The 5,064-nt window shown below is 43.6% G+C and carries 4 protein-coding genes; 3 read left to right on the top strand and 1 reads right to left on the bottom strand.

The features are described 5' to 3' along the window. Window positions 1-2,015: VCBS domain-containing protein (locus R7F64_RS23545; protein WP_318072119.1), on the bottom strand; the 2,015-nt coding region annotated here is incomplete at its 3' end. 369 nt (window positions 2,016-2,384) lie between these two features. On the opposite strand from R7F64_RS23545, the gene R7F64_RS23540 reads away from it, so the two are divergent. The 3 genes from R7F64_RS23540 (at window position 2,385) to R7F64_RS23530 (ending at window position 4,991) form a co-directional block, all read left to right on the top strand. Next, the gene (locus R7F64_RS23540) at window positions 2,385-3,692 is read left to right on the top strand and encodes a TolC family outer membrane protein (RefSeq protein WP_140112688.1); all 1,308 of its coding nucleotides are present in this window, start codon (window positions 2,385-2,387) and stop codon (window positions 3,690-3,692) included. Between the two features lie 5 nt (window positions 3,693-3,697). After that, on the top strand, window positions 3,698-4,315 hold the full coding sequence (locus R7F64_RS23535) for an OmpA family protein (protein WP_025576707.1): 618 nt from the start codon (window positions 3,698-3,700) through the stop codon (window positions 4,313-4,315). A 436-nt stretch (window positions 4,316-4,751) separates the two neighbouring features. Then, entirely contained in the window at window positions 4,752-4,991 is a 240-nt protein-coding gene (locus R7F64_RS23530; RefSeq protein ID WP_249121495.1) for an SgrR family transcriptional regulator, read from the top strand. Window positions 4,992-5,064 lie beyond the last annotated feature (73 nt).

Here is a 5,064-nt window from a genome sequence, read left to right as displayed (position 1 = left end):
ACCACGTCATGAGTCGTGCCATCCGCAGACGTCACTGTCATGGTGCGAATCACCGGATCGCTATCAGCGTCTAACGCTTGCACGTCTGGGTGGCTGTTGTTCAGCTCATAGGTCCAGTTACCTTGCTCATCGATAGAGAACGTACCCCAGTTGTCATCTTGAACGCCGGTTTGCGGTTGGAATACCGCTTCACCTGCATCAGGGTCATCCACGTTTAAGTTGCCGCCAGTGGTCAGCGTTACGTCTTCTTGAACCGCGCCTTTATCATCACCCGGTTGATCTGGTGTGATGATCGCTTTGTCGTCTGAGCCCGTGATTGTCACAACCACGTCATGAGTCGTGCCATCTGCAGATGTTACTGTCATGGTACGAATAATCGGATCACTATCGGCGTCCAACGCTTGCACGTCTGGGTGGCTGTTGTTCAACTCATACGTCCAGTTACCCTGCTCATCGATCGAAAACGTACCCCAGTTGCCATCTTGAACGCCGGTTTGCGGTTGGAAAACCGCTTCACCTGCATCAGGGTCATCCACGTTTAAGTTGCCGCCAGTGGTCAGCATTACGTCTTCTTGAACCGCGCCTTTATCATCACCCGGTTGGTCTGGTGTGATGATCGCTTTGTCGTCTGAGCCCGTGATTGTCACAACCACGTCATGAGTCGTGCCATCCGCAGACGTCACTGTCATGGTGCGAATCACCGGATCGCTATCAGCGTCTAACGCTTGCACGTCTGGATGATTATTGTTTAGCTCATAGGTCCAGTTACCTTGCTCATCGATAGAGAACGTACCCCAGTTGTCATCTTGAACGTCTGTCTGGGGTTGGAAAACCGCTTCACCTGCATCAGGGTCATCCACGTTTAAGTTGCCGCCAGTGGTCAGCGTTACGTCTTCTTGAACCGCGCCTTTATCATCACCCGGTTGATCTGGTGTGATGATCGCTTTGTCGTCTGAGCCCGTAATGGTCACGACCACGTCATGAGTCGTGCCATCCGCAGACGTCACTGTCATGGTGCGAGTCACCGGATCGCTATCAGCGTCTAACGCTTGCACATCTGGGTGACTGTTGTTCAGCGTATACGTCCAGTTACCTTGCTCATCGATAGAGAACGTACCCCAGTTGTCATCTTGAACGTCGGTTTGCGGTTGGAAGACCGCTTCGCCTGCATCAGGGTCGTCCACGTTTAAGTTGCCGCCAGTGGTCAGCGTTACGTCTTCTTGAACCGCGCCTTTATCATCACCCGGTTGATCAGGTGTGATGACCGCTTTGTCGTCTGAGCCCGTGATCGTCACGACCACGTCATGAGTCGTGCCATCTGCAGATGTTACTGTCATGGTGCGAGTCACCGGATCGCTATCAGCGTCTAACGCTTGCACGTCTGGATGATTATTGTTTAGCTCATAGGTCCAGTTACCCTGCTCATCGATAGAGAAGGTACCCCAGTTGCCATCTTGAACGTCGGTTTGCGGTTGGAAGACCGCTTCACCTGCATCAGGGTCATCCACGTTTAAGTTGCCACCTGTGGTAAGCGTTACGTCTTCTCTTACTGCCCCCACATCGTCACCATCAATTAACGCCGAGGAGTTACTACTATCTATTTCAGTAGAACGATGCACGTCAGGTAAAACATTGGTATCGCTCTGCTCACTGTCTAAACCTGAAGTTTCAAAAAACGTACTTGCCAGAAGTTCAGCCCCTGAACGTTCAATTGTTCCGGAATTGGTTAAGCTAGAACTTAATTGCTCACCTGCAGCAGTAGCGTATTCTTCTCCTAATTCTGTAGGGTCATCACCTTGCGCAACGGCTTTAATGATTTCCTCAACTTCAGGAGATATATCTGAATTTGTATCACTGCGCTCTAATGAGGCATGCGCAGGTAGAGAATCACCATTCAACGTCTCCACGACAATCTCACCCGGAAGTAGGTTCTCCTTAGATTCAACTACTCTAATATGACCATCTTTACCGATTACAACATACTTATCCGTCGTTGAATTTGACTTTCCAACCAAAGTTATTACCCCATTTAACAGATGAAATAACCCCTCCCCTTGACTAAATCAGGCAATGAGAATTATTTCAGGCAGTGATACATTTAGTTAATAGTTTATCATTATTTGCTCAATGTACAACATGCACTTGTTCCCACAATAAGTTTCATGTTTTAAAGTGGTTTTATTTTGCCCCAGAAAGTCATATGCTATGCGGCTTATTTTTAGGGACTTTGTTCCAGCGATTACATTTTTTAAAATGATGGCTTAAATTAACCAAGCCAGATTTGATACAAACGTTTTCTTTAATATATCCGGTTCTTAAAGTTTCATTATTGAGACAATAAATTAAAGATAATTAGCGTTGCGAATTATTTGGGGAGACTTCTTTTGAAGCTTAGTAGTATTAGTGTTGTTTGTTTTGGTTTGTTAATACCTCTTCATTCCAGTGCACAAACATTAGAGCAAGCCGTAGCGGTTACATTTGCAACCAACCCAGAGATCAAAAGTGCGTTCAATGAATATATGAGTAAACGCTACATCATTGATCAATCCACTGGTGCATACAAACCGACCATCGATTTAGACGCAGGTATCGGTTATGAGGGCATAGATCCAGCGAACTCCGCAGATAGAACCGACATGACCCGTAAAGAAGCTGCAATTACATTTAGCCAGTTGATTTGGGATGGTTCTAAAACTCTTTACGATATCGATCGCACATCAGCAGACGCTGAATCGGTACGTTATCAATTGCTTGCTGATGCTCAAAATATTGCCCTACAAGTTGCTAAAGCGTATCTGGATGTAATTAAGGCACAGCAGTTCATTACTCTTTCAGAAAGCAACTTAAATACGCACGAGCGTATTTATACTGACATCAAAAAACGCACAGAATCAGGAATAGGCTCAGTCGCCGACTTGACTCAAGTTGAAGGTCGCCTAGCAAAAGCTCACAGCAATTTACTAGCTGCACAAAATAACTACAAAGATGCGCAAACCACATTTATTCGATTAGTGGGTGAAAACCCTCAGGATCTAATCTTTCCACGCGCAGACCAAAACTTTATTCCCGACTCCTTGGATGAGGCCAAAAATCAAGCTTTTGAAAACCACCCAGTGATAAAGATAGCTTTAGCAGATGTCGACTCTGCAAGATACCAGTACCAGCAAGCAGATGCGAACCACTATCCAGTAGTTTCCGTTGAAGCAGCACAAAACTGGCGTGATGATGCAGGAGGTATTGAAGGTAACAGTTCTGAAACCACTGCTATGCTTCGCGTCCGCTATAACCTATATAATGGCGGCAGAGATTCAGCAAACACTGATAGTATGGCCTACCAGCTCAACAAAGCGAAAGACCTACGTGAACGTGCCTACCGAAGTGTTGAGCAAGAGCTTAGTCTCTCATGGAGTGCTTTAGAATTGACTGGCAAACAAAAAACCTTTCTAAGCCAACATGTTGATTCAATGTCAGACACCGTTGTTGCTTATCAAAAGCAGTACCGCATTGGTAAACGTACATTGCTTGATTTGCTCAATACTGAAAATGAGCTATTTGAATCCCGCAAAAACTACCTCGAAACGCAGTTCGATCAACAATACGCTAAATACCGAACTCTAACTTCTACAGGAAAACTTCTTGATGCATTGCGCGTCGATATTCCGCAAGAATGGACTCAGCCAGTAGAGTACTAAACACAATGAAAAACAATACCTTAATATTTCTAGCTCTATCAACAATGAGCCTAAATAGTGCATTTGCGACTGATAAGTTCGATTACATCCCTACTCCGGAGCACATTCAAGTCGCTGACCTTCATGACGTAGATAACGATGGCGTAATCAATGCTCGTGATCTATGTGCGAATACCCCAGTTGGTGCCGAAGTAGATAATGATGGCTGCGAAACCTACCTAAACAAAGAAGAACAGTATCAACTTAAGATTTTGTTTGCTAATGATTCAGACAGCATTAATCCAGTATTCCAACGTAAGATTACTGAATTAGCAGCATTCCTTAAGAAGTACCCTACGACTTCTATCGAAATACAGGGTTACGCAAGTAAAGTTGGTACCGCAGCTTACAACCTTGAGCTATCACGCCGCCGAGCAAGTAACGTACGCAACCTATTAATTAAGCAAGGTATTTCAGAGGACAGGTTAACTATTGTTGGCTTTGGTGATACCCATTTAGCTAAATTGGGGACAGATGATGTCAGCCACGCTTTAAACCGTCGTGTAACCGCTACCGTCATTGGCCATAAAGGCATGGTTAAAGATGAGTGGACGATATTTACTACCTTTCCCAAGGTAAACTAACACCCCTGCCTCTGGCCAGTTTTCATCAATGGCTAGAGGCATCTTCTATAGGGGCTTGATGAAACAGATATCAGTACATTTTACTGACTTAAACTAAAGCTAATCACCACCATTCATTTAGAGAATTGAGCTCCGTACGAAATTAAGAACCATCTAATTAATATAGTTGTAACTTACTTTAGAAAATATTATTAACTTATTTAATTATAAAAAATAAAAGCTGTCAGATAAAAATAGTAGTAACATATTTAATTATAAAAAATAAAAGCTGTCAGATAAAAATAGTAGTAACATATTTCACTTAAACAAGTGATTGCACTTTTTCGAACGAGTTACAGTGAGAAGTCTTAGCTAATCCAAAACTAGTGGTTGGTTATTTTACATACTAAAGTCGAGTGTCGCATTCCTATCTATTTACAAACTATGGCGCTGCAAAATGACCGAAACATGCCTTCGCAGATTGAGTCAGTTATTAAATCATTATAATCATTCGCAATTGCATCAAGTAAGCTTAGATGAGTTAGAAACCGTATTCGCAACCTCTCGGCGTAATACTTCCAATGTTATAAAAATGCTACATGACTATGGTTGGATAAGCTGGACACCAGGTCGTGGCCGTGGAAAAGCTAGTACTCTCAAAGTTATGATTTCTATGCACCAAGCCCTGTATAGGTAAGCGTTCACCGAGGTATCTTGACTTACCAGATCTGAAGAAACATATGCAGTTTATAGATCAAAAACGTTTGGGT

Source organism: Vibrio sp. Vb1980, assembly GCF_033338615.1.
GTDB classification, from domain to species: domain Bacteria; phylum Pseudomonadota; class Gammaproteobacteria; order Enterobacterales; family Vibrionaceae; genus Vibrio; species Vibrio alginolyticus.
This window is presented reverse-complemented; position numbering and strand designations above follow the sequence as displayed.